Source organism: Telluria sp. AIW5 (genome assembly GCF_056680575.1).
The window spans coordinates 3323529-3348214 of record NZ_CM155289.1; the positions used below are offsets into that span (position 1 = coordinate 3323529).

Here is a 24686-nt window from a genome sequence, read left to right on the forward strand (position 1 = left end):
CGCGGGCCGTTTTGTACAAACAGGCCCTTGCGCTCAACCCAGGGCGGCGCTCAGTTCGGGAACGATGTCGAACAGGTCGCCGACGATGCCATAATCGGCGACCTGGAAGATCGGCGCTTCCGGATCCTTGTTGATCGCGACAATGGTCTTCGAATCCTTCATGCCCGCCAGGTGCTGAATCGCGCCGGAAATGCCCACCGCGATGTACAGCTGCGGCGCCACGACCTTGCCGGTCTGGCCGACCTGCCAGTCGTTCGGCACGAAGCCCGCGTCGACCGCGGCGCGCGAGGCGCCCATCGCCGCACCGAGCTTGTCGGCGAGTGGCTCCAGGACCTTGAAGGCTTCGCCCGAACCCATGCCGCGCCCACCCGAGACGATGACCCTGGCCGCCGCCAGCTCCGGGCGGTCCGACTTCGCCAGTTCGCGCGACACGAACACCGACTTGCCGGCGTCAGGGACCGCGGCGACCGTCTCGAGCGCCGCCGGACTGCTTGCGGACGCATCTGCCGGCGCCGCATCGAAGCCGGTGCTGCGTACGGTGATGACCTTCACCGCGTCGGACGATTGCACGGTGGCGATGGCATTGCCGGCGTAGATCGGACGCTCGAAGGTGTCCGGCGAAAGCACCCTGGTGATTTCCGACACCTGCGCCACGTCCAGCCGGGCCGCCACGCGCGGCAGGATGTTCTTGCCGTAAGCGGTGGCGGGAGCCAGGATGTGGCTGTAGCCGGCGGCCAGCGCGATCGCCTGTTCGGCGACATTCTCGGCCAGTCCGTCCGCCAGTTGCGGCGCATCGGCCAGCAGGACCCGGGTGACGCCGGCGATCCTGGTTGCGGCTTCGGCCACGGCGCCGGCCTTGTGGCCCGCTACCAGGATATGGACTTCACCGCGCACCTCGCCGCCGCATTGCGCGGCTGCGGTGACGGTGTTCAGGGTGCTGCCCTTGAGCTGGGCATTGTCGTGTTCTGCGATTACCAGTGCGGCCATGATGTTCCTCTGCTCTGTATATTGAATTAGATGACTTTGGCTTCGTTCCGGAGCCTGGAGACCAGTTCGGCGACGTCCTTGACCATGACGCCGGCGCTGCGCTTGGCTGGTTCGGTCACTTTCAGCGTCTTCAGGCGCGCCGCCGCATCCACGCCGAGGTCGGCCGGCTTGACCACGTCCAGGGTCTTCTTCTTCGCCTTCATGATGTTGGGCAGGGTGACGTAGCGGGGCTCGTTCAGGCGCAGGTCGGTGGTGACGATCGCCGGCAGCGCCAATGCGACGGTTTCCAGGCCGCCATCGACCTCGCGGGCGACGGTGACGCGGCCGTCTTCGGCCAGCACTTTCGAGGCGAAGGTGGCCTGGCCCCAGCCAAGAAGCGCGGCCAGCATCTGGCCGGTCTGGTTGCAGTCGTCGTCGATGGCCTGCTTGCCGAGGATGATCAGCCCGGGCTGTTCCTTGTCGGCCAGGGCCTTGAGCAGCTTGGCGACGGCCAGCGGCTGCAGCTCTTCGCCGGTTTCGACCAGGATGCCGCGGTCGGCGCCGATGGCCATCGCCGTGCGCAGGGTTTCCTGGCACTGGCTGGGGCCGCAGGAAACGGCGACGATCTCGGTCGCCTTGCCGGCTTCCTTGAGTCGTACCGCTTCCTCGACCGCGATTTCGTCGAAGGGGTTCATGCTCATCTTGGCGCTGGCGATGTCGACGCCGGTGCCGTCGGACTTCACCCGCACCTTGACGTTGTAGTCGACCACGCGCTTGACCGGTACCAGGACTTTCATGTCGATCTCCATTTCATTGATATTGTGATGTTCAGATGATGCCCTGGTCGCCCAGCGCCTTGATCTCGTCTTCGGACAGGCCGCCCAGCGTGGACAGGATGTCCTGCGTGTGCTGCCCGAGCAGCGGCGGCGCGCTGCGATAGGTGATCGGCGTATCCGAGAACTTGATCGGGTTCGCCACCGACGGCACCGTGCCCGACTGCGGATGGGGCAAGTCCACCTTCATCTTGCGATGCTTGACTTGCGGATGCTCGAAGGCCTGCGCGATGTCGTTGATGGGGCCGGACGGCACGCCGGCCGCCTCCAGCGGCGCGACCCATTCCGCGGTGGTGCGTCCGAGGAGCACCTCCTGCAGCATCGGAACCAGGATCTCCCGGTTCCTGACGCGGTCGGCGTTTTTCGCGAATCGCGCGTCGCTGGCCAGTTCCGGACAGCCGGCGATGGCGCAGAACTTCACGAACTGGCGATCGTTGCCGACGGCCAGCACCATATGACCCTCCTTCGTGCGGAACACCTGGTAGGGCACGATGTTGGCATGCGCATTGCCCTGGCGCTTGGGCACCACGCCGGACGTCAGGTAGTTCATGTTCATGTTGGCCATCGCGGCCACCTGAACGTCGAGCAGCGCCATGTCGATGTACTGGCCCTGGCCCGTCTTGTGGCGGTTTTCGATCGCCGCGAGGATGGCGACGCTGGAATACATGCCGGTCATCAGGTCCGAAAATGCGACGCCGAGCTTTTGCGGTCCGCCGCCGGGCAGGTCGTCGCGTTCGCCGGTAATGCTCATCAGCCCGCCCATGCCCTGGATGATGAAGTCATAGCCGGCGAAGCCCGCCATCGGGCCGTCCTGGCCGAAACCGGTGACCGAGCAGTAGACCAGGCGCGGGTTCGCTTCCTTCAGGTCCTCGTAGGACAGGCCGTAGCGCGCCATGTCGCCGACCTTGTAGTTCTCGATGAAGACATCGCTCTCGAGCGCCAGCTTGCGCACGATTGCCTGCCCCTGCGGGGTCGAAATGTCGAGGGTGACGGACTTCTTGCCGCGGTTCGTGGAAAGGAAGTACGCGGACTCGCGGGTATCCTTGCCGTCCTGGTCCTTCAGGTAGGGCGGCCCCCAGGCGCGCGTGTCGTCGCCGCTGCCCGGGCGTTCGATCTTGATGACCTCGGCGCCGAGGTCCGCCAGCATCTGGCAGGCCCAGGGTCCGGCGAGGACGCGCGTCAGGTCGAGGACGCGGATATGTGACAGTGCTCCAGCCATGCGGCTCTCCTTGAGTCAGATGCGTTAAATGCGTTCGATGACGACGGCCAGGCCCTGGCCGACGCCGACGCACAGGCTCAGGACCGCGTAACGGCCGCCGCGGCGTTCGAGCTCGCGCGCTGCGCTCAGCGCCATGCGCGCGCCGGATGCGCCGAGCGGATGGCCGACCGCGATGGCGCCGCCGTTCGGGTTGACGCGCGGGTCGTCGAAGGCGACGTCCAGCAGCTTCAGGCAGCCGAGCACCTGGCTTGAAAAGGCTTCGTTGATGTCGATGACATCCATGTCGGCCAGCGTGAGGCCGGCCCGCTCCAGCGCCCTGGGGATCGCGTAGGCCGGGCCGACGCCCATGATGCGGGGCTCGACGCCGACCGCGGCGCCGGCCAGGATGCGCGCCATCGGCTTGACGCCGGCCCGTTCGCCGATGGTCCGGCTGCCGATGAGCATGGCGGCGGCGCCGTCGTTCACGCCCGACGCGCTGCCGGCGGTCACGACGCCGCCCTCATGCAGCGCCCTGAGCCTGGCCAAGGACTCGAAGGTGGTGCCGGGACGCGGATGCTCATCCTCGGCCACGACGCGCGGTGGGGTCTTCTTTCCGGTCGCTACCTCGACCGGCATGATCTCCCCGGCGAAGAACCCGCTGGCCCGGGCCGCTTCGAAGCGCGCTTGCGACAGTGCCGCAAAGCGGTCGCTGTCCTCGCGGCTCAAGCCCAGGTCATGCGCCACGTTGTCCGCGGTTTCCGGCATCGTGTCGCCGCCGTATTGTTCGGTAATGCGCGGATTCGGGAAGCGCGCGCCGATGGCGGAGTCGAATACCTTGAATTCGCGCCCGTAGGCCGACTCGCTCTTGGCCACCACGAAGGGCGCGCGGCTCATGCTCTCCACGCCGCCGGCGATATACAGCTCGCCTTCGCCGCTGGTGATGGCACGCGCCGCATCGAGCACCGCGGCCAGGCCGCTGGAGCAGAGGCGGTTGACGGTCTGGCCGGGAATGGTGGGCGGCAGCCCCGACAGCAGCACCGCATGGCGCGCGATGTTGCGGCTGTCCTCGCCGGCTTGGCAGGCGCAGCCGAGGATCACGTCCTCGATCTGCGCGGCGTCGAAAGGCGAATCGGCGACCAGCTTGCGGATGAGGGCAGCGGCCAGGTCGTCCGGACGAACCGGGGCGAGGGCGCCGGCGAGGCGGCCGAACGGGGTGCGCAGGCCGGAATAGATGTAAGCGTCGAGCATGTTGTTCCTGGTTGTTCTTGAAAAGTGTGGGTCAGTGTTCCGGCGTGAGCAGCGAGACGCCCAGCATGGCGCGGCGCTTCAGCCACGGACTCGGACGGTAACGCGGGTCGCGGTAGAAATCGAACAGGCCGTCCAGGATGCGCAGGACGGTCGCGGCGCCGAGCGCATCGCCGAGCGCCAGCGGGCCCCTGGGGTAGCCGAGGCCGAGTGTCACCGCCTTGTCGATATCCTCCGGGCTGGCGATGCCTTGCTGGGCGATGTCGGCGCCGATGTTGACGATGGCGGCAAGCACCCGCTGGCATACCAGGCCGGCGCTGTCGCGGATGACCGAGACCGGCACGCCGTCCGCCGCGAACAGCGCATGCGCGGCGTCGCGGAAACCGGGGGCGGTGAGCGGGGTGGTCATCAGCGTGCGCCGGCCGCCGACGAACAGGGGATCGAGCGCCACCGTGCGCGCCGGGTCCAGCTGCGCGGCGACCGCGAGGCTGGTGGCATCCTGCCCGACCGGCAAGACCAGGCACAGCGCGTCCGCGGCCGGACGCGCGCCGCCGTCGCGCTCGGCGCCGAGTGCGTCCAGCAGCTGGCTGACCGCCGGCCAGGCTGCCGCGTCGGCTGGGCTCAGCCAGACAGGAATGGCGGCGCGCGGCGGCACCGGTACCGGCGCCGATTCGGCGGATTCCTGCTTCTTGCCGTCTTCGTAGACATAGAAGCCGCGCCCGCTCTTGCGCCCCAATAGCCCGGCCTGCAGGCGCTGGCGCGCGATCGGCGACGGCCGGAAGCGCGGTTCCTGGTAATACTGGTCGTAGATCGATTCCATCACCGGCTGGGAGACATCCAGCCCGGTCAGGTCCAGCAGCTCGAACGGCCCCATGCGAAAGCCGGCGGCGTCGCGCAGGATGCGGTCCAGTTCCGGATACGGCGCGATGCCTTCGCCCAGGATGCGCAGCGACTCGGTGAGGTAGCCGCGTCCGGCGTGGTTGACGATGAAGCCGGGCGTGTCGCTGGCCCGCACCGGGGTATGGCCCATCCGGCGCGCGATCGAGGTCAGGCGTTCGCTCACACCCGCGTCCGTCAATGGGCCGGCGATTACCTCGACGATCTTCATCAACGGTACCGGGCTGAAAAAGTGGAAGCCGGCCACGCGGCCCGGATGTTCGCAGGCGGCGGCGATCGCGGTAACCGACAGCGAGGAGGTATTCGTGGCGAGGATGCAGCCGGCGCCGACCACCGCCTCCAGCTGGCGCAGCAGCGTCTGCTTGGCGGCCAGCTTCTCGACGATGGCCTCGATCACGGCGGTGCAGGGCGCCAGCTCGTCCAGCGCGGTGGCGGCCGACAGCAGCGCGCAGGCGGCCTGCGCGTCGCCGGCGCTGATCTTGCCCTTGTCGGCCAGCTTGCGCAGGGTCGCGCCGATCGCGGCGCAGGCTTCTTCGGCCGCGCCGGGACGGCTGTCGTGCAGGATGACGGGGATGCCGCCCTGGATGGCGATCTGGGCGATGCCGCGGCCCATCAGGCCGCAGCCGACGATGCCGAGCAGGTCCCGCGCCGGGGGAGTCGAATTCATTGCTGTTTGTCCTTTTTTGCCCGATGGTCGGGTTACTGTGCGGTCCGCATAGTGGACCGATGGTTCAAAAAAACGCTATTCAGAATATTAAAAAATGCTCCGGTTGTAAAGAACCCGGCGCATCTTGTATCAGGAAAATTGATTTCGATTATTAACGGTTCGCATAGTGGACCATCGGTTTGAAATACTTGACATCACCAGAATTGATATGACACGATGTTTGAGGTAGCCAGGAGACGGCTGGGTAGATCGCAACCCGAGAAAACGCGCAAGGAGATGCGGCATGAACACGATTGACGACAGCGACATTCAACATTTCGACGACGAAGGGCAGGGCAAGGAGCGGCAATTCGTCACCGCGCTGGCCCGCGGGCTGGAACTGTTGCGCTGCTTTGGACTGAACGAGCGCGAAATCGGCATTTCCGAACTGGCGCGCCGCAGCGGCATTCCCAAACCGACCGTGGCCCGGCTTGCGGGCACCCTTGCCGGCCTCGGCTATCTCGAACACCTGGAAGCCCAGGGCAAGTACCGGCTCGGCGCCGGCGTGCTGTCGCTGGGTTACGCCATGCTGTCGCGGCTCGACGTGCGCGAAGTGGCGCGCCCCCTGATGCGCGAACTCGCCGAGCGTACCCAGGCCTCGGTTTCGCTCGGCGTGCGCGACCGGCTGTCGATGGTGTATGTGGAATCGGTGCGCAGCAGTGCGTCGATCACCTTGCAGCGCGGCGTCGGCACCCGGCTTGCGCTCGCCACTTCCGCCATGGGGCGCGCCTACCTGGCCGGCCTGCCGGCCCCCGACCGCGCATTTTTGCTGGACCAGGTCCGCCTGCGCGACGAGGACCATTGGCCCGTACTCAGTGCCGGCATCGAGCAGGGACTGCGCGACCATGCCGAACACGGCTTTTGCATCTCGATCGGCGAGTGGGACAAGGATACCTGCGGCGTCGGCGTGCCGTTCTGTGCGCCGGACGGAATGATGATGTCCTTTAACTGCGGCATGCCCGCGTTCAAATGCACCCGTGAACACCTGCAGGACAAGATCGGCCCTGCGCTGGTTGAGCTGGTGAGGAAAGTCGGCGGCTCGATGGGCAGGATCGCTCTTTGATAACCCGCGGCGGCGCATGACGCGACGCCGCATACGCAGCAAAGCAATAGGAAAAAAATGATACGTGACCAAGAAACCATGACTGTGCTACTGGACACCCTGTCCCGCTTCGTGCGGGAACGTCTGGTGCCGGCGGAAAATGAAGTAGCGGAAACAGACGAGATCCCGGAAGGCGTCGTCGCCGACATGCGCGAGCTGGGCCTGTTCGGGCTGTGCATCCCCGAGGAATACGGGGGCCTGGGCCTGACGATGGAAGAAGAGGTGCTGGTCGCATTCGAGATCGCGAAGGCCTCGCCATCCTTCCGCTCCCTGATCGGCACCAACAACGGTATCGGATCGCAGGGCCTGATCGTCGACGGCACCGAGGAGCAGAAGCAGCATTACCTGCCGAAGCTGGCCTCGGGCGAGCTGATCGCCTCCTTCGCGCTGACCGAGCCGGGCTCCGGATCGGACGCGGCATCGCTGCGCACGTCGGCACGGCGCGAGGGCGACGAGTACGTCATCAACGGCACCAAGCGCTTCATCACCAATGCGCCGGAAGCCGGCATCTTCACCGTGATGGCGCGCACCAACCCCGAGATCAAAGGTTCGGGCGGCATCTCGGCCTTCATCGTCGAGAAGGGCACGCAGGGTGTTTTCATCGGCAAGACCGACAAGAAGATGGGGCAGAAGGGCGCGCACACCGCCGACGTCATCTTCGACAACTGCCGCGTGCCGGCGGCGAACATCATCGGCGGCAAGGAAGGCGTCGGCTTCAAGACGGCGATGAAAGTGCTGGACAAGGGGCGCCTGCATATCGCGGCGATCTGTGTCGGTGCGGCCGAGCGCATGCTCGACGACGCCTTGCGCTATGCGCTCGAGCGCCAGCAGTTCGGCAAGCCGATCGCGGAGTTCCAGCTGATCCAGGCCATGCTCGCCGACAGCAAGGCCGAGATCTACGCGGCGCGTTCCATGGTGCTCGATGCGGCGCGCCGCCGCGACAACAAGGAAGACATTTCGACCGAAGCGGCCTGCTGCAAGATGTTCGCTTCCGAGATGTGCGGCCGCGTGGCCGACCGCGCGGTACAGATCCATGGGGGCGCCGGTTACGTGTCCGAATACGCAATCGAGCGCTTCTACCGCGACGTGCGCCTGTTCCGCATCTACGAGGGCACGACCCAGATCCAGCAACTGGTCATCGCCCGCGGCATGATCAGGAACGCACAGCTGTAAATTCGATTTCCCAGTTCTCGCAGTTCTTTCTTTATCGCGCGGCGTCTCCTTCGTCGCGCGCGTTCCATCCTTGGAGGAGTTATGGAAGTTGCAGCAAAACGCGCCGTGACCGTGGCGGAAAATAAAAATATATGGATGGTCGTCTTCGCTTTCTCGTTCCTGTCGCTCATGATCGACGGGGCCGACCTGATGTTCCTGTCGTATAGCCTGGCCAGCCTGACGAAGGAATTCGGCCTGACCAAGGTGCAGGCAGGTGCGCTGGGCAGTATCACGCTGGCCGGCATGGCCGTCGGCGGGATTTTCGGCGGCATGGCCGCCGACCGTTTCGGGCGGGTGCGCACGGTGGTCGTCACGATCGTCCTGTTCTCGGTCGGCACCGCGGTATTGGGCAGCACCCGGAGCTTCGAACAATTCGCCTTCTTCCGCTTCGTCGCCTCACTCGGCCTGGGCGCCGTGTACGTGGTATCGAACACCCTCATGGCCGAATATGTACCGACCGAGCGCCGCACCACTGTCCTCGGCACCCTGCAGGCCGGCTGGTCGGTCGGTTACGTCGTGGCCACGCTGCTGGCCGGCTGGATCCTGCCGACCTACGGCTGGCGCTGGCTGTTCTATATCGCGATCATCCCGGTCGTCCTGGCCGTGCTGATGCAGCGCATCGTTCCGGAACCGGCCGCCTGGATCGCGGCGCGCAAGAAACTCGCCGCGGACAAGGCGGCGGGCGTGACGCGCCGGGTGAAGAAGGAAAGCACGATGAAGCGCATCTTCGCCCATCCTGCCCAGCGCCGCATGTTCATCCTGTGGGCGCTGACCGCGGGCTTCCTGCAGTTCGGCTACTACGGTGTCAACAACTGGATGCCGACCTATCTCGAAAAAGAGCTGCACATGAACTTCAAGGCGATGACGGGCTACATGGTCGGCACCTATGTCGCCATGATCGTCGGCAAAATCGCCGCCGGCTGGCTCGCCGACCGCTTCGGGCGCCGCGCCGTGTTCGCCTTCGGTGCGATCGGCACCGCCATCTTCCTGCCGGTGATCGTGTTCTACAACTCGCCTGGCAACATCGTCTACCTGCTGGTCGTGTTCGGCTTCCTCTACGGGATACCGTATGGCGTGAATGCCACCTACATGACCGAAAGCTTCGAGACCTCGATCCGGGGCTCGGCGGTGGGCGGGGCCTACAACGTCGGCCGGGTCGGTGCGGCGATCGCCCCGGCGTGTATCGGCTACCTCGCCACGACCGGCTCGATCGGCTTCGGCTTCCTGGTGATGGGCGCGGCATACTTCCTTTGCGGAGTCGTGCCGGCACTGTTCATCAAGGAAAAACTTTACGATCCCCAGAAGTAAACTCACGTACATCAATCAGCCATCATGACCATTTCGCTTTCCACCGCCGATTTTCAGCCAACTGAAATGTACTTCCTGCTGCGCGACTCCGTCGTGCCGCGTCCGATCGCCTGGGTGTCCACCGTGTCCGCCGAGGGGGTGTCCAACATCGCGCCCTTCAGCTTCTTCAACGTCGTCTCGCCGTCGCCCCCGGTGCTGGGCTTCAGCTGCGGCCCGCGCGGCGACAACCATGCCGGAGACTGGATACCCAAGGACACCTACGCGAACATCATTGCGACGCGCGAATTCGTCGTCAATATCGTGCCCGAGTACCTGATGGACGAGATGGTCAAGACGGCGGCCGACCTCGCGCCTGGCGACAGCGAGTTTCGCTACGCCGGATTGGCCGAGGCGCCCAGCTGCGTCGTCAAGCCGCCGCGCGTTGCGCGTGCGCCGATCGCCTACGAGTGCAGGGTCCACGACATCCTCGATATGGGGGCCAACAAATGGATCATGGGCAGCGTCGAGCACGTGCACATCGACGAGGCGGTGTACGTCGGCCGCAAGGGCGAGCAGAACCACCGTGTCGACCTGCTGGAGCAGGTCGAGACCCGGCCGGTGGGACGCCTGGGGCGCGCGAATTACGTGCGGGTGCGCGAAGTGGACACCCGCCTGCGCCGCGACGGACCGAACGGCTGAGCCGTTCCGTAGCCGGCCGGCGCGCGCCATGGCGCCTGCGCGGGCGGGGAGGGTGAAGCCCAGGCCGAATGTACCGCTGTAGCAAGGCGGGAGAAACTTTTCTGGAGGTAATGGCTGGCCTGATTGTTCTTATCATCAGGCCAGCGTTTTTGCGCGCTTTGCCGCTTCGCCCCCTGGCAACGTCATTGCCGGCTGATTTTCGGGCTCGGCTGCTATTTGCTACACCGCTTCGGTGGCCTTCCACCAGTCGCCGCCCGCGGCGAGAGCGATGATGTCGTTCCTGATGGCGCGCCGCACGGCATTCGCGACCTGGAGGGATGAGCACCATTTCCGCTGGCCACGGCGGGGAACCAGCCGCGGTCTCTATCATAAAAATGTAACTAACCAACGTACAAATCAAGAACAGACGACTTACGAGACGCTAACGACTCCAGACGAGTTAACGATACTCCAGGCAAGCATGCAGGAGGAGGGCTCCGGCCGGCCTGTCGCGTGGCTCTCGAAGCAAAAGCCAACCCAGCGCAGACGGACAATATCTCACGACCGACGCCGAACGCGACAAGAGTCGGGAAGTACTGTTCTGCATTGCTGGTTGTGGCAACATTTGACTGCCTGCGGTCTTCAGGTGAACGGGGCAGGTGGAAGCCTGCAAGCTAAACGACGGCATAGTCAAAGTGCAACACTGTCTGTACGCTGGAAAACATTACTAGCACATCTGGCTTGGTATCGACAATTGACTTTCATATATTTTTGCACTATAATTGCCGCCTGTTTATAACAAATACCCTCAGTAACACCTCTGCTTCACCGTATTTTCCACCTATTGCGTGGAAAATAATCCAGGGCCATGCGCCCACATCCAGTAATCGTTTGACGCACTTTTTTCGTTAAACACCGGTGTCATGCATCTGCATGGCGCCTGCGTGGTTAAAAGTCCTGAACCCAGCCTCTTTTAACGCGCCCACGACACCCAGCACCGGCATGCGCCGGAAAAGCGTGTCCCGCCCCTTTCCGTCGCTTGCGTACGCCCGTGCGCCGCTGCATTGCCGACGGCCTGGGGTTTGTCGATTCCCGTTAGCGCCAATGGCTGCAGGGTTTCATTTCATTTGCCAAATCGGAGGACAAGAACAACGTGGCAAAACAAATCATCATCGACCATGTCTTCAAAGTATTCGGCGACCAGCCCGAAGAGGCACTGGCACTGGTCCATCAAGGGGCCAGCAAGCAGGACATCCTGGCCCAGACCGAATGCACGATCGGTGTGTTCGACGCCAGCTTTACCATCGAGGCGGGAGAGATCTTCGTCATCATGGGCCTGTCCGGTTCGGGCAAGTCGACCCTGGTCCGGATGCTCAATCGCCTGATCGAGCCTACCGCCGGCCGCATCCTGGTCGACGGCAAGGACATCAATACCCTGCCGGATGCGCAGCTGCGCGCCCTGCGCCGCAAGGACATCAGCATGGTGTTCCAGTCCTTCGCGCTGCTGCCGCATGTCACCGTGCTCGACAACACGGCCTTCGGCATGGAGCTGGCCGGCATTGCGAAATCCGAGCGCCATGCGCTGGCCCGGCAAGCGCTCGAGCAGGTCGGCCTCGCGGGTTACGGCGCCAGTTATCCCGACGAATTGTCTGGTGGCATGCAGCAACGCGTGGGACTGGCCCGCGCACTGGCGTGCGATCCATCGATCCTGCTGATGGACGAGGCGTTTTCCGCACTCGACCCGATCATGCGCACGGAAATGCAGTCCGAGTTGCTGCGCCTGCAGCAGATCAAGCGGCGGACCATCGTCTTCATTTCGCATGATCTCGATGAAGCCATGCGCATCGGCGACCGGGTCGCCATCATGAAAGATGGGCATGTGGTGCAAGTGGGCACGCCGGAAGAAATCCTGCGCAAGCCTGCCAACGATTACGTGCGCAACTTCGTGCGCGGTGTCGATGCGGCGGCCGTCTTCAAGGCCGGCGATATTGCCCGCAAGAGCCAGATCGTGGTGTCGGAATCGCCTGCCCGCGGTTCGCGTGCGGTGCTGTCGATGCTGGAGGAGCAGGACCGGGCCTACGCCTATGTCGTGAATCCCGAGCGTAAATTCCTCGGCCTGGTATCGGTCGATTCGCTGCGCACTGCGCTTGACGGCCATACCGGTCCACTGGGCCTGGCGCATGCCTACCTGCCGGATGTGCAGGCCATCAATGCAGATGAGCCCGTTGCCGGCCTGTTCGGCCAGGTGGCGCAACTGCCGTATGCGGTCCCGGTGGTGGCCAGCGACGGCAGCTTCCGCGGCGCCATCAGCAAGACCACCTTGCTGAAGTTCCTCGACCGCGATACACCCGCCATTGCCGAGCCACACACAAAAAAAGGACACGCATGAATTCCAGCACTGTTACCGCAGCAGAACCCGCGGTTGCGCCAGGCATTGAGCAGGCAGCCCAGGTCAACCCATGGCTGCCGACCCCGCCGGGCGACACTTCCTGGCTCGACGCGGCAGCGCCCGCCGTCACGCCCGGGCACGCCACCGGCTTCCACCTGACGCAACTCTTCGATGGCTCGCTGCCGCTGGAATCCTGGATCAACCAGGGCCTGGGCTGGGTCGTCGCACATTTTCGCCCGTTTTTCCAGGCCGTGCGGGCGCCGATCGACGCGACGCTGTCCGGTGCGGGCTACGTGCTGCTGGCCGCGCCGTCGCTGGCGGTGATCGCCATCATCGGTTTGCTGGCCTGGCAATTCACCAGCCGCGCGCTGGCCATCGGCACCGTGCTGGCATTGCTGGTCCTGTCGATGCTGGGCGTCTGGCCGGAAGCGATGATCACGCTGTCGCTGGTGCTGACCTCGCTTGCTTTTTGCATGGTCATTGGCTTGCCTTTGGGGATACTCCTGGCCAACAGCGACCGTGCGCAAAATATCTTGCGCCCGCTGCTGGACGCGATGCAGACGACGCCTGCCTTCGTCTATCTGGTGCCGGTGGTCATGCTGTTTGGTATCGGCAATGCGCCCGGCGTGATCGTGACCATCATCTTCGCCTTGCCGCCGCTGGTGCGCCTGACGAATCTCGGCATTCGCCAGGTGCGTCCCGACCTGATCGAAGCCGCGCGCGCCTATGGTGCTTCGCCCTGGCAGCTCTTGACCCGCGTGCAGTTTCCGCTGGCCATGCCGTCGATTATGGCGGGCATCAACCAGTCGCTGATGTTGTCGCTGTCGATGGTGGTGATCGCCTCGATGATCGCGGTCGGTGGCCTGGGCCAGATGGTATTGCGCGGTATTGGCCGCCTGGACATGGGCCTGGCGACCGTGGGCGGTCTTGGTATTGTCCTGCTCGCCATCACGCTCGACCGCCTGACGCAAGCCATGGGGCAGCCGCGGCGTGGCGTGCGTCACTGGTACGAGACGGGCCCGGCTGGTTTCATCCTGCGCCGGGTGCGGGGCAGTTCAGCGCGCGGCGAAGCGGCCGCGCCAGCGACGCCCGCCGGCGCACACTAATGAGAATAAAGGATATCGATGCATCATATTGAACACTTCAACATCACGTATAAAACAAAGCGCAGGTTTCAATGGTTTTCGGCGCTGGCGCTCGTTGCGCTGACCTTGACCACCAGCCTCGCCATGGCGCAAACGCCGGATGCCGGCCTGCCCGGCAAGGGCATCCAGGTGCAGGCGCTACAAAGCTCGGTCGCCGAAGAAACCTTCCAGACCATGCTGGTCGATCGCGCCCTGGAAAAGCTGGGCTACGAGCCGCAGCCGATCAAGGAAGTCGCCTATCCGACCGCGCACATCGCCGTTGCCAATGGCGACGCGACCTTCCTCGCGGTGCATTGGGACCCTCTGCACCAGGACTATTACAACAATGCGGGCGGCGACGCCAGGCTGCTGCGCACGGGCCACTATGCCGGTCCGGCCGCACAAGGCTACCTGATCGACAAGGCGACGGCCGAGAAGTACAGGATCACGAATATCGACCAGCTGCGCGACCCGGCCGTGGCCAGGCTGTTCGACCATGACGGCGACGGCAAGGCCGACCTGACCGGTTGCGATCCGGGCTGGGGCTGCGAGGCGATGATCGAGCATCATATGGACGGCTACAAGTTGCGCGCGACGGTCACGCACGTGCAGGGCAGCTATTCCGCACTGATCGCCGATACCATCGGCCGCTACAAGCGTGGCGAACCCATCCTGTACTACACGTGGACACCCTACTGGGTAAGCGGGGTACTGGTGCCGGGAAAGGATGTCGTGTGGCTGCAAGTGCCGTTCTCGTCGAATCCGCAAAAGGCCAGTACCCGTCTCGACGACGGCAGCGACTATGGATTTTCCGTGAACACCACGCGTATCGTCGTCAATCGCGCCTGGGCCGAGAAAAATCCAGCGGCCGTCAAGCTGTTTGAAGTCATGCGGCTGCCGATTGCCGACATCAACGCGCAGAACGAGCGCATGCGCAGTGGCGAAAACACGCAGGCCGATATCGCGCGCCATACGGCAGGCTGGATCAAATACCACCAGCCGCTATTCGATAGCTGGATCGCGCAGGCGCTGGCGGCGGCGAAACCCTGATCGGGAAGCAATGCACGGCCAAATTCGAGCATGTGCATGGCGTGCCAGCTTGCGCTTTCAGTCTTCGGCAGCGGACGCCGTCACCCTGATATTGAATCGCTTTTCGACGGCGGTGGCCCCGTCCCGCAGGGCCCAGCCGGTCGTGGTCCCCATCCAGGGTGGTGAACCCGCGGGCAGGTCTTGCTGCGGGATGCCTGGCAGGTCCGCTGGTGTGAAAGCGCTCCCGTATGGCAAGATCGGCCCCGGCGTATCAGGCGGCACGAGCGCGGGCGCCAGCGCGGCAAGGCCGGCATTCTAGGCCTCCAGCATCGCCTCGGTGGCTGCCGCACCATCGCCGCCAGCCGACTCCGGGGAAGTCGGATGCGGGAGTTTGCGGTAGGCCACCACGGCACGTCCCGCCGCGTCAGGCGATGCGAGCCACATCTTCCAGGCCTTGTCCGCAAGCGTGCCAAAGGCAAGGACGGCCGCGATCTGGCCATCCAGGATGGCGCCGATCCACCTGTTCCGATACGCCGCGATGCCGGCGTTACCAATATGCCGCGCTCCGCCCTTGCCGTAGACACAATAGAGAAACGCGTTGAGCATGACATAGCTGCTGTCGATGCCGAGCTTGTTCAGGAAGCCCTGCACCCGGCGCCCTGCGGTTCCCATCAGGATTCGCCTGGCGATGGTTTCGTGCTGGGCCGGGTCCTGTCCGAGGACAAGTATCCGGGCCGTTCCGTCCAGCCGTCCACGGTGGAAGATCGGGCCCCACTCGACCCGGAAGGCGTCGGCGGGATAGAGCGTGGTGTCGGGATACGATTCGACGAGCGAACGAAATGGCTCGTGCGCGTACCCGGGGCAGAACGGTATCGGCATGCTTGTCTCCCTATGGCTACACCATCGTCAGCTTACGTCGCTGCACCACCTGGCCGGCCCGGCGGCACACGATCTCGAACGTCTTGCCCGCCGTGGGACGGGGGAGCGTCGACACCCCGTCCGTGATGGGCCGTGCCGCTGCGGCGGGCCTGCCATCGACATATATCTCGAGTTCGTCCAGGCCAGTCGTCGTGACAGTGACTTCGGATCTTCCCAGCGTCGCGTGCAGGCTCGTGCGCGGCGCGCCTGCCAGCAACTGCCCGCACCAGGCGAGCAGGTCTGCATTGCCGTCCAGGACATCGCGCCTGCTCATCGCATAGGGAAGGCCGCCGACGCCCAGGTCCTCGATCGGCACGCCCGCGGCATCCCCGCTGCGCACCGCCCGGCGCAATGCCAGCGTAAAGCGCACGCCCTTGGCCAGGGCGGGAAGGGCGAACTCCGTGCCATCCAGTGCGTCGGCCAGGTTCTGGCTCGTCCACACGTTGGCGCCGCCGGCGCCGGTGGCCTCGCCGACACAGACCAGCGGCCCGATTTCGTTGTCGACGAAGCCGGCGCAAAAGAGATCGCCGGAGGAATAGGTGTTGGCGTCGGCCACGCAGACCACAGGTCCGCCGTAGTGCTGCCCCACATCGTTGCACCAGGCGGGATCGGTGATCGGCAAGGCCTGCGAGTATGCCTCGCCCGTCGAGATGGCGGAATCGAGCGAGGCAATCCACGGCTCCAGTTCCATGCGGTTGAAGGGACTCCCGGCCATGGCGCGGGTCAGGGGCGTCGCCACCAGGCTGAACCGCGTCGGCGCGACCGTGTTCGGGGTGAACAGCTGCAGCAGGCGCTCGGCCGCCCAGATGAGGCCGCCAGGATTGCCGCGCAAGTCGATGATGAGTCCCGTGTCCGGCATTTGCCCGAGCAGGCGAATCGTCTCGTTGACGAAGGCTTCATGGTCCTCGACATCGAAGCTCCAGATGCGGATGTAGCCGACCTCGCCGCGCGCGTCCATCTGGATCGTCCTGGCCGACAAGGCGTCCGGAAAGCGCGTTTCGAACCAGCCGGCATCCCTGGCCACCAGCCGGGCTTGCCCCTCGGCCTGCCACTGCTTGCCCGAGAACATGAGCTTCTTTGCCCGCCGCACCTGTTCCGCCGCAGGGCTCAGCGCCAGGCGCAGCGCGGCGTGCGTGCCGGCGCGAACGCCGGCGGCGGGACGGCCCGGCCGGACGATGCGCCAGGGAATGCGCACCTCGCGTACCGGCTTGCCCTCGGCTTCACGATAGCCGACGTCCACCCACATCTCGTCGGGTGGCGGGCCATACTGCAGCGAGCGGAAGGTCAGCGATTCGAGGGCACGGGCCAGGCGCGCATCCGGGCGCCCGCCCGTTTCCCGGTCGGCGTGGATTGCCACCGCGCGCTCGAACGGCACGCCGTTCCAGGTCTCGAGGGTCACGCCTGCCTTGAAGCCGGTATCCTTGATGAGCCTGGTGTCTCCGACCTTGGTGACCAGGAAGGAAGGCGCGTCGGTCGCGCCATACTGCTCGACGAGGAAAGGCAGCTGGGCAACCGCGTCGGCGAGCGACTTCGGTCCGGCGTACATGGTGTGGGCATCGCGCAGGTCGACGACGATGCCGGTCAGGACAAGATGGAACTCCGCCTCGCTCATGCTGGCTGCGCGCATGCGCAGCAACTGAAGCGCCTGCACAGGGTCATTCGCATACCCCGCGCGCTTCTGGAGCAGGTGGCAATATGCGCCGCCAATCGCCGTCAGCAGGGCATCCGCCACGGCGATCCGATCGGCGGCGTCCAGGTGGTACGCGGATGGCTCGGGCATCACGGCGTGGTTTACCGCGAGCAGGCCGGCGTGGCTGGAGAGGAGCACCCCGGCTTGTGATTTGAACAGTGACGCGCTGGTTGCCATCGTCGTGTGCCTCACGAATAGAACCCGGCCAGGTCGTCGAGCAAGCCGCCGTGGAATCCGCGTCCTTTGATCGCAGCAAAGAAAGCCGAGTCGTGATCGAGCCGCTGGATAGGGGGAACGACGATGTCGTCGAGATCCTTGGGCAAGCCGCCGACGGGCACGCGTCCCAGCGGCATGTCGAGCGCCAGCCGCAGTCGGGGCAGGGCGTCCGCCAACCGGCCCACCGCGAATGCATTCCGGGCGGTGTCGATTTCCTGTTTCGGATTGGCCCGCACCTGTTCCATCCGCGCCCGGACCTGCGCGAAGGTCCATGGTTCCTGCTGGTCCACCGACTTCGCCATGGACAGCGTGCGCTGCGCTCCCGCCACCGTCAGCGTCGAAGGAAACCTGGCCGCCGCGGCCTTCATGAGGTCCGGGTCGCCGTAGAGCGGGCGGCCGCCGACGACGACCAGCTGGACATCCTGTTCGGTTGCCGCGAGTACTGCCGCGAACGGATCCGCGGACCGCCTGGCCCGGATGACGACGACATCGCCCAGTGCTCCCGGCTGGAGACGCCCGGCCTGGACGCCCCATGGTCCCGCCAGCGCGTCGCCGGGGACGCAGGTAATCATGCGAACGAGGTCGAAGGGGGACAGCTTCCAGCCCCGGCTCTTGCTGACCAGCGCGGCAACCTTGATTTCGCCGAGGACGTTGCGCGTTCCCGAGGGGCCCCAGTCGGACCCGATACACACCAGGATCTTCCGTTCGAGTGCAGCGGGAACGTCCGTTGTGCTGCCGTATAGCCAGACGTTTGAAAACGGCGACCAGACGATCGCCCCCGGCTCGGTCCAGCTGGCATAGTCATCCGGGTTCACCGCGTTCGTGTGGATGGCGATGAATCCGCGTTGCAGGCAGCCGCAGCGTCGCGCGCTCTGGTACTCCCGCGCGACAATGGAGTTGGGCTGGCCCTCCGCGCAGTGATAGATGAAGCCGGCGCCCGACTTCATCTGGGCCGACCGTGCCGCGAGCACTTCCGGCTTGAGGGGCAAGGTCGACGCGAGTATGCGGGCGGCGGCGACGCTGCCGCCGAAGGTCTCGTCCTCGACGTTTCGAACCATCCAGCTGTCCAATGGACGATTCTTGGGTGGCGAACCCTGGATGCTCGTGGTGCCGCCAATTAGCGCGCGCACTTCCGCATAGGCCAGGAGCTCGTGCGGCGCCGCCTCGATGAAGGCGTAGGCAGGCCAGGTGATATCGCCCGGGTACGAATGCGCCGACGGCCACGCGTCGTGGTGCGGGAAGGGCTCGGTCCTTCCGGGCACGCTCCAAAGGGGCAAGGCCGCGTAAGCGAGGTGGCTGTGGAGATCGACGAAGCCCGGCAATACCAGGTTGCTGCCCACGTCAAGCACGACAGCCTTGTCGAAGCCGCTTCTCGGGCCGGCCGCGTTGCGGCGGGTGATGCGTTCCACACGGCCGTCGTCGCCAATCCAGACCTTGTCGCGGAAGCTGTCCTGCTCGGAGGCGGCGATGTCGCCGTCCAGCGTGAGCGGAACGATTCGACCAGCGATCACGAGACTCACGGCTACCTCCCTGGCGCGATGCGCATCACGGTTCACAACCCATCCGTTAGAGGGGTGCTGCGGTCGATAGTTCGCTTGGCGCGCGGATCTCAACCGTTAGGGAGTAGCCGAAAGGAATTGATGGAGGAGTATGGCGCAAATAAAGGACTTGCGGACCCCCGTCGGGGTTCGCTATAATTCGCCTCCTGCTGAAAACGACAACGAAATCAAGGTGTTGTGTTGACAAAAGGAACCGCGGAATCTGCGGCGCAACAAAAAAGAGGTTGACGAAAAACGCGAAACACTGCATAATCTCATCTCTCTGCTGCTGACAAACAAAACGCTTTGTCGCTAGGTAGCAAGATGCAATACAGAACAAGTTCTTTAAAAATTAACAGTCGATAAGTGTGGGCGTTTGATGGAGGTGCCAGTGGCTTCGGTCACTGATTACTTAAATTATCAAATGTTCACAAAAAAGAAATACGTTGTCTCAGCAATGAGATAGCGGTCAGTATTTTGAGTGAGCGACCCGCTAGCAATAGCGGTGGCAGCAATGCCAACAAACAGAGATTGAACTGAAGAGTTTGATCCTGGCTCAGATTGAACGCTGGCGGCATGCTTTACACATGCAAGTCGAACGGCAGCACGGGGGCAACCCTGGTGGCGAGTGGCGAACGGGTGAGTAATATATCGGAACGTACCCAAGAGTGGGGGATAACGTAGCGAAAGTTACGCTAATACCGCATACGATCTAAGGATGAAAGCAGGGGACCGCAAGGCCTTGTGCTCCTGGAGCGGCCGATATCTGATTAGCTAGTTGGTGAGGTAAAGGCTCACCAAGGCCACGATCAGTAGCTGGTCTGAGAGGACGACCAGCCACACTGGAACTGAGACACGGTCCAGACTCCTACGGGAGGCAGCAGTGGGGAATTTTGGACAATGGGCGCAAGCCTGATCCAGCAATGCCGCGTGAGTGAAGAAGGCCTTCGGGTTGTAAAGCTCTTTTGTCAGGGAAGAAACGGTGGGGGCTAATATCCTCCACTAATGACGGTACCTGAAGAATAAGCACCGGCTAACTACGTGCCAGCAGCCGCGGTAATACGTAGGGTGCAAGCGTTAATCGGAATTACTGGGCGTAAAGCGTGCGCAGGCGGTTTTGTAAGTCTGTCGTGAAAGCCCCGGGCTCAACCTGGGAATTGCGATGGAGACTGCAAGGCTTGAATCTGGCAGAGGGGGGTAGAATTCCACGTGTAGCAGTGAAATGCGTAGAGATGTGGAGGAACACCGATGGCGAAGGCAGCCCCCTGGGTCAAGATTGACGCTCATGCACGAAAGCGTGGGGAGCAAACAGGATTAGATACCCTGGTAGTCCACGCCCTAAACGATGTCTACTAGTTGTCGGGTTTTAATTAACTTGGTAACGCAGCTAACGCGTGAAGTAGACCGCCTGGGGAGTACGGTCGCAAGATTAAAACTCAAAGGAATTGACGGGGACCCGCACAAGCGGTGGATGATGTGGATTAATTCGATGCAACGCGAAAAACCTTACCTACCCTTGACATGTCAGGAATCCTTGAGAGATCAGGGAGTGCCCGAAAGGGAACCTGAACACAGGTGCTGCATGGCTGTCGTCAGCTCGTGTCGTGAGATGTTGGGTTAAGTCCCGCAACGAGCGCAACCCTTGTCATTAGTTGCTACATTTAGTTGAGCACTCTAATGAGACTGCCGGTGACAAACCGGAGGAAGGTGGGGATGACGTCAAGTCCTCATGGCCCTTATGGGTAGGGCTTCACACGTCATACAATGGTACATACAGAGGGCCGCCAACCCGCGAGGGGGAGCTAATCCCAGAAAGTGTATCGTAGTCCGGATCGCAGTCTGCAACTCGACTGCGTGAAGTTGGAATCGCTAGTAATCGCGGATCAGCATGTCGCGGTGAATACGTTCCCGGGTCTTGTACACACCGCCCGTCACACCATGGGAGCGGGTTTTACCAGAAGTAGGTAGCTTAACCGCAAGGGGGGCGCTTACCACGGTAGGATTCGTGACTGGGGTGAAGTCGTAACAAGGTAGCCGTATCGGAAGGTGCGGCTGGATCACCTCCTTTCTAGAGTAGCACCGGGTCTTGAACCCAGTCACCAAACGTCCACACTTATCGGCTGTTGAAAAAGACTGTACTTATTTAAAGCCACGGCTTTAAGTAAGTGTAGTTTTGTTCTTTAACAATCTGGAAGAAGTAAAGTTTTTTTAAGCGTGCATGTAAAAGTGCACACTTAGGGTAGTAACAAATCAACAAACATGCAACAAGCTGTACTCTTATTTCTATGACCGCTTCCTGGCAGGTGGGTAACTGCGCGCCAGGAGCTAACGTTATAGGGACAAGCGAATAAGTGCACATGGTGGATGCCTTGGCGATTACAGGCGATGAAGGACGTAGTAGCTTGCGATAAGCTGCGGGGAGTGAGCAAACACACTTTGATCCGCAGATTTCCGAATGGGGAAACCCGGCCTTTTAGGTCATTGCATGCTGAATACATAGGTATGCAAAGCGAACGCGGCGAACTGAAACATCTAAGTAGCTGCAGGAAAAGAAATCAACCGAGATTCCCAAAGTAGTGGCGAGCGAAATGGGAAGAGCCTGTACGTGATAGTCGATTGGATAGTGGAACAACCTGGAAATGTTGGCCATAGAGGGTGATAGCCCCTTACACGAAATTCAAACGGTGGTACTAAGCGTACGACAAGTAGGGCGGGACACGAGAAATCCTGTCTGAACATGGGGGGACCATCCTCCAAGGCTAAATACTCGTAATCGACCGATAGTGAACCAGTACCGTGAGGGAAAGGCGAAAAGAACCCCGGGAGGGGAGTGAAATAGATCCTGAAACCGTGTGCATACAAACAGTCGGAGCGGACTTGTTCCGTGACGGCGTACCTTTTGTATAATGGGTCAGCGACTTACATTCAGTGGCGAGGTTAACCGAATAGGGGAGCCGTAGAGAAATCGAGTCCGAACAGGGCGACAGTCGCTGGGTGTAGACCCGAAACCAAGTGATCTACCCATGGCCAGGATGAAGGTGCGGTAACACGCCCTGGAGGTCCGAACCCACTAATGTTGAAAAATTAGGGGATGAGCTGTGGGTAGGGGTGAAAGGCTAAACAAACTTGGAAATAGCTGGTTCTCTCCGAAAACTATTTAGGTAGTGCCTCAAGTATCACCATCGGGGGTAGAGCACTGTTATGGCTAGGGGGTCATTGCGACTTACCAAACCATTGCAAACTCCGAATACCGATGAGTGCGAGCTTGGGAGACAGACGTCGGGTGCTAACGTCCGGCGTCAAGAGGGAAACAACCCAGACCGCCAGCTAAGGTCCCAAAGATTGGCTAAGTGGAAAACGAAGTGGGAAGGCTAAAACAGTCAGGATGTTGGCTTAGAAGCAGCCATCATTTAAAGAAAGCGTAATAGCTCACTGATCGAGTCGTCCTGCGCGGAAGATGTAACGGGGCTAAGCCAGTCACCGAAGCTGCGGATATTTTTCGAAGTACTTGTACTTTGATCGATATGGTAGGAGAGCGTTCTGTAAGCCTGCGAAGGTGTCTTGTGAAGGATGCTGGAGGTATCAGAAGTGCGAATGCTGACATGAGTAGCGATAATGGGGGTGAAAAGCCTCCACGCCGTAAGCCCAAGGTTTCCTGTTCAACGTTCATCGGAGCAGGGTGAGTCGGCCCCTAAGGCGAGGCAGAGATGCGTAGCTGATGGGAAGCAGGTTAATATTCCTGCACCGTCGTATGATGCGATGGGGGGACGGATCGCGGAAGGTTGTCTGACTGTTGGAATAGTCAGTTTCTGCTTCATAGAAGGCACTTAGGCAAATCCGGGTGCGTAATTCAAGGGAGTGGGACGAGCGGCCCTGTGCTGCGAAGCAATCGGAAGTGGTTCCAAGAAAAGCCTCTAAGCTTCAGTCATACGAGACCGTACCGCAAACCGACACAGGTGGGCGAGATGAGTATTCTAAGGCGCTTGAGAGAACTCGGGAGAAGGAACTCGGCAAATTGGTACCGTAACTTCGGGAAAAGGTACGCCCTTGTAGTTTGACCACTTTACTGTGGAAGGATGAACGGGTTGCAATAAACTGGTGGCTGCGACTGTTTAATAAAAACACAGCACTCTGCAAACACGAAAGTGGACGTATAGGGTGTGACGCCTGCCCGGTGCTGGAAGATTAAATGATGGGGTGCAAGCTCTTGATTGAAGTCCCAGTAAACGGCGGCCGTAACTATAACGGTCCTAAGGTAGCGAAATTCCTTGTCGGGTAAGTTCCGACCTGCACGAATGGCGTAACGATGGCCACACTGTCTCCTCCCGAGACTCAGCGAAGTTGAAATGTTTGTGATGATGCAATCTACCCGCGGCTAGACGGAAAGACCCCATGAACCTTTACTGTAGCTTTGCATTGGACTTTGAACCAATCTGTGTAGGATAGGTGGGAGGCTTTGAAGCGGGGACGCCAGTTCTCGTGGAGCCATCCTTGAAATACCACCCTGGTTTGTTTGAGGTTCTAACCTTGGTCCGTTATCCGGATCGGGGACAGTGCATGGTAGGCAGTTTGACTGGGGCGGTCTCCTCCTAAAGTGTAACGGAGGAGTTCGAAGGTACGCTAGGTACGGTCGGACATCGTGCTAATAGTGCAATGGCATAAGCGTGCTTAACTGCGAGACCGACAAGTCGAGCAGGTACGAAAGTAGGACATAGTGATCCGGTGGTTCTGTATGGAAGGGCCATCGCTCAACGGATAAAAGGTACTCTGGGGATAACAGGCTGATTCCTCCCAAGAGTTCATATCGACGGGGGAGTTTGGCACCTCGATGTCGGCTCATCACATCCTGGGGCTGTAGCCGGTCCCAAGGGTATGGCTGTTCGCCATTTAAAGTGGTACGTGAGCTGGGTTTAAAACGTCGTGAGACAGTTTGGTCCCTATCTGCCGTGGGCGTTGGAAATTTGAAGGGGGCTGCTCCTAGTACGAGAGGACCGGAGTGGACGAACCTCTGGTGTACCGGTTGTCACGCCAGTGGCATTGCCGGGTAGCTAAGTTCGGAAGAGATAACCGCTGAAAGCATCTAAGCGGGAAACTTGCCTTGAGATGAGATTTCCCGGAGCCTTGAGCTCCTTGAAGGGTCGTTCGAGACCAGGACGTTGATAGGCTGGGTGTGGAAGTGCAGTAATGCATTAAGCTAACCAGTACTAATTGCCCGTACGGCTTGTCCCTATAACCTTAGCAGGTCATAGAAATTCGAATACAGTGTGCTGTTTGTTGATCACACTACCCGAAACTTTACTTCCTCCAGATTCTGAGCACGTTGCCCATCAGGGAACGCCGCTCGTACAAGTTATGCCTGATGACCATAGCAAGTCGGTCCCACCCCTTCCCATCCCGAACAGGACCGTGAAACGACTTTGCGCCGATGATAGTGCTGCAACCAGTGTGAAAGTAGGTTATCGTCAGGCTAGTTATAAAGAAAACCCCGTTGAGTGATCTCAGCGGGGTTTTTTGCTTTTTGGCATTGGATTTTTTTTGCAGCGACACTGCGTTTCGGTTGGCTGGCCCACCATTGAACATCGCATGGGAATGGCCTACCATAGGACTTCACGCTGTTTTTGCCTTGACCTACAAAGCCCTGCTCTGACAGGGCTTTGT

15 protein-coding genes and 3 rRNA genes are annotated in these 24686 nt (G+C 61.9%); 10 read left to right on the plus strand and 8 right to left on the minus strand.

Annotated features, from left to right (window positions below; all coding sequences use genetic code 11):
- Positions 1-33: 33 nt before the first annotated feature.
- From AC1MEM_RS14740 to AC1MEM_RS14760, 5 genes are read right to left on the minus strand one after another with little or no spacing between them, the layout of a single operon-like run.
- Positions 34-987, minus strand: coding sequence for an electron transfer flavoprotein subunit alpha/FixB family protein (locus tag AC1MEM_RS14740; RefSeq protein WP_499471616.1), 954 nt, complete (start codon positions 985-987; stop codon positions 34-36).
- Between the two features lie 26 nt (positions 988-1013).
- On the minus strand, positions 1014-1763 hold the full coding sequence (locus AC1MEM_RS14745; protein ID WP_499471618.1) for an electron transfer flavoprotein subunit beta/FixA family protein: 750 nt from the start codon (positions 1761-1763) through the stop codon (positions 1014-1016).
- 31 nt (positions 1764-1794) lie between these two features.
- On the minus strand, positions 1795-3018 hold the full coding sequence (locus AC1MEM_RS14750) for a CaiB/BaiF CoA transferase family protein (protein ID WP_499471620.1): 1224 nt from the start codon (positions 3016-3018) through the stop codon (positions 1795-1797).
- Between the two features lie 24 nt (positions 3019-3042).
- On the minus strand, positions 3043-4245 hold the full coding sequence (locus tag AC1MEM_RS14755; protein WP_499471622.1) for a 3-oxoadipyl-CoA thiolase: 1203 nt from the start codon (positions 4243-4245) through the stop codon (positions 3043-3045).
- 31 nt (positions 4246-4276) lie between these two features.
- Complete coding sequence (locus AC1MEM_RS14760) at positions 4277-5806, minus strand: 3-hydroxyacyl-CoA dehydrogenase (protein ID WP_499471624.1); 1530 nt, start codon at positions 5804-5806, stop codon at positions 4277-4279.
- Between the two features lie 283 nt (positions 5807-6089).
- Between AC1MEM_RS14760 and AC1MEM_RS14765 the strand changes: the two genes are divergently transcribed.
- The 7 genes from AC1MEM_RS14765 (at position 6090) to proX (ending at position 14687) form a co-directional block, all read left to right on the plus strand.
- Positions 6090-6908: an IclR family transcriptional regulator gene (locus AC1MEM_RS14765; RefSeq protein ID WP_499471626.1), complete on the plus strand. Its 819-nt coding sequence runs from the start codon at positions 6090-6092 to the stop codon at positions 6906-6908.
- A 57-nt stretch (positions 6909-6965) separates the two neighbouring features.
- Positions 6966-8120 (plus strand): acyl-CoA dehydrogenase family protein, encoded by a 1155-nt coding sequence (locus AC1MEM_RS14770; protein ID WP_499471628.1) that lies wholly within the window; start codon positions 6966-6968, stop codon positions 8118-8120.
- A gap of 81 nt (positions 8121-8201) precedes the next feature.
- Entirely contained in the window at positions 8202-9467 is a 1266-nt protein-coding gene (locus tag AC1MEM_RS14775) for an MFS transporter (protein WP_499471630.1), read from the plus strand.
- A gap of 24 nt (positions 9468-9491) precedes the next feature.
- Positions 9492-10145, plus strand: a complete 654-nt coding sequence (locus AC1MEM_RS14780) for a flavin reductase family protein (RefSeq protein WP_499471632.1) — start codon at positions 9492-9494, stop codon at positions 10143-10145.
- 1132 nt (positions 10146-11277) lie between these two features.
- Entirely contained in the window at positions 11278-12513 is a 1236-nt protein-coding gene (proV, locus tag AC1MEM_RS14785; protein WP_499471634.1) for a glycine betaine/L-proline ABC transporter ATP-binding protein ProV, read from the plus strand.
- Entirely contained in the window at positions 12510-13619 is a 1110-nt protein-coding gene (proW, locus tag AC1MEM_RS14790) for a glycine betaine/L-proline ABC transporter permease ProW (RefSeq protein ID WP_499471636.1), read from the plus strand. The genes proV and proW overlap by 4 nt, the downstream gene beginning before the upstream one ends.
- Before the next feature lie 18 nt (positions 13620-13637).
- Positions 13638-14687 carry a glycine betaine/L-proline ABC transporter substrate-binding protein ProX gene (gene proX / locus AC1MEM_RS14795; protein WP_499471637.1) on the plus strand — a complete coding sequence of 350 codons (1050 nt, stop codon included), beginning with the start codon at positions 13638-13640 and terminating at the stop codon, positions 14685-14687.
- Positions 14688-14981: 294 nt separating this feature from the next.
- Here the strand turns inward: proX and AC1MEM_RS14800 are convergent, their stop codons facing one another.
- From AC1MEM_RS14800 to AC1MEM_RS14810, 3 genes are read right to left on the minus strand one after another with little or no spacing between them, the layout of a single operon-like run.
- Positions 14982-15545, minus strand: coding sequence for a uracil-DNA glycosylase family protein (locus AC1MEM_RS14800; RefSeq protein WP_499471639.1), 564 nt, complete (start codon positions 15543-15545; stop codon positions 14982-14984).
- A 16-nt stretch (positions 15546-15561) separates the two neighbouring features.
- The gene (locus AC1MEM_RS14805; protein ID WP_499471641.1) at positions 15562-17451 is read right to left on the minus strand and encodes a S41 family peptidase; all 1890 of its coding nucleotides are present in this window, start codon (positions 17449-17451) and stop codon (positions 15562-15564) included.
- 11 nt (positions 17452-17462) lie between these two features.
- Positions 17463-19010, minus strand: coding sequence for an amidohydrolase family protein (locus tag AC1MEM_RS14810; protein WP_499471643.1), 1548 nt, complete (start codon positions 19008-19010; stop codon positions 17463-17465).
- A 551-nt stretch (positions 19011-19561) separates the two neighbouring features.
- Here AC1MEM_RS14810 and AC1MEM_RS14815 point away from each other — a divergent pair.
- From AC1MEM_RS14815 to rrf, 3 genes are all read left to right on the plus strand, one after another.
- Positions 19562-21096 (plus strand): 16S ribosomal RNA (locus tag AC1MEM_RS14815).
- Positions 21097-21365: 269 nt separating this feature from the next.
- Positions 21366-24257, plus strand: a 23S ribosomal RNA gene (locus AC1MEM_RS14820).
- A gap of 126 nt (positions 24258-24383) precedes the next feature.
- Positions 24384-24496 (plus strand): 5S ribosomal RNA (rrf, locus tag AC1MEM_RS14825).
- The 16S, 23S and 5S rRNA genes sit together here, the layout of an rRNA operon.
- Positions 24497-24686 lie beyond the last annotated feature (190 nt).